Annotated in this window: 1 protein-coding gene and 1 pseudogene; both read right to left on the bottom strand. The window is 56.2% G+C overall.

The window, feature by feature from the left end:
* Positions 1-181 precede the first annotated feature (181 nt).
* Positions 182-1,174, bottom strand: a complete 993-nt coding sequence (gene repB, locus EOA23_RS34620; RefSeq protein WP_127307309.1) for a plasmid partitioning protein RepB — start codon at positions 1,172-1,174, stop codon at positions 182-184.
* Positions 1,175-1,251: 77 nt separating this feature from the next.
* A pseudogene (locus EOA23_RS34625) lies at positions 1,252-1,520 on the bottom strand (plasmid partitioning protein RepA); the annotation flags it as partial.

A 1,520-nucleotide genomic window follows, 5' to 3' on the forward strand; every position in this document is an offset into this window, starting at 1 on the left:
TCGTTGCAATGTGCGTCAGCATTGTCTTTTCACCTATCGTTAGGCAAAAGAAATCCACTCGCCGAAACCGACGCTGAGTCCGTAGACTCTTGACTGTGATTCTTGGAAATGCGATTCTCTAGCTGCGACACTACGAGAAGGGCTTCCGGAACCTATTTCGGGGGCCTTTTTCTTTTGCTAGCTAACCCTCTCCTTGTTCGTTGCGCTGCTTGAATTCGTCATAGAGCCGATCGAGGTTCTCCATGACGAATCTACCGAACTGTCTGCCGTTCTTTGACTTGAAGGCGACGGAAAGCGATCGGCCGGTATCGGTAAAATCGGCTGCAACCGCCATGTCCGGCGTCTGCCATTTTTCCGTCTTCGACTTGGCCGAGGCGCCACGCCGCTGTCGGGCTCGGGATTTCAGTTCTGAGTGCAAACGCTCGAAGCGGACATCGGACGCCAGACTGGCAAGTTCCGGTAGCCGAATGAGCTCAACTGCTGCCCTCCTCGCCTCCGGACTCTCTACCAGCTGCGCAAACTCCAGCCAGCGATCCCTTCCCACCGTCCTGCTCGGGCCGATGGCGACGGCGACTTCTTCGGGCACGCGGCTTGAGACTGAAAGCATCCGGGTAAGCATCGATGCATCGATCGTGAGCGCTGTCTGGATGGTCTGGCGATCGTAACCTGAATCGAGCAACCGCTGAGCGAACAGCGCACGCTCTATGAACGACAGATTCTCTCGCGCAGAATTTTCCTGGCCCTGGGCTATGACGTGTTCGTTATCCGAAACCGCACGGACAATCGCTTTGACTTTCCGACCTAAATCTCGTGCCGCCCGAACCCGGCGGAAACCGAAAACAGTCTGGTAGCGATTGGGGGTGGTAGGATGTGGCCGAACCAGAACAGGGGAATCCTGGCCGCGCTGTTCAATGGCGTCGACCAATTCCCGAAAGGCGGCCTCATCCTCCATGCGGTCTTGGACGAAGGATTGATCGATCAGGGTTGGATCGATCTCGACGATCGCTTCGCCTTCTAGAACAAGATCTGCTCTGGCAGCCTTCTCTGCTAGTTCTCCAATCGACGCCAGTATGTTTCGGGACGCGCCGCGTGCCGCATAGCCGGACGTCGCCGCGCGATCGACCTTCTGTCCATCAGCGTCTTTTATGTTCTGAAACAGGTTACGACGAGCCATTGATCCGCTTCCGATGTCCTACAAACGCTTGATCTCAAATGGAATTCGGCCATTCTGTACGGCTGACAATTTGAGCATCACGCGCGCCGCCCCCATGCCTTTTCAATGAGACCTGCCAGCTCTCCATTGACAGCATCAAGCGCCTCCCTAGCCCGATCGTAGGTTGCGGTGACGAATTGGGTGCGATCAACCTCATAGAGCGACTGCTTGGTCAGCCCAGCGTCCGAGATCGCCGTGGACTTCAACATGTGATTCTTGAGCATCTGCCGGGCAAACATCGACTGCATCAGGCCGACCATCTCCTGTTGAGGGACGTCACTCGGTTCGTAGCGGGTCACCAGATAGC

The organism is Mesorhizobium sp. M2A.F.Ca.ET.042.01.1.1 (assembly GCF_003997405.1).
Taxonomy (GTDB): domain Bacteria; phylum Pseudomonadota; class Alphaproteobacteria; order Rhizobiales; family Rhizobiaceae; genus Mesorhizobium.

Coding starts and splice junctions, on each gene's coding strand:
- repB (WP_127307309.1), bottom strand. CDS start 1,174: ATGGCTCGTCGTAACCTGTTTCAGAACATAAAAGACGCTGATGGACAG.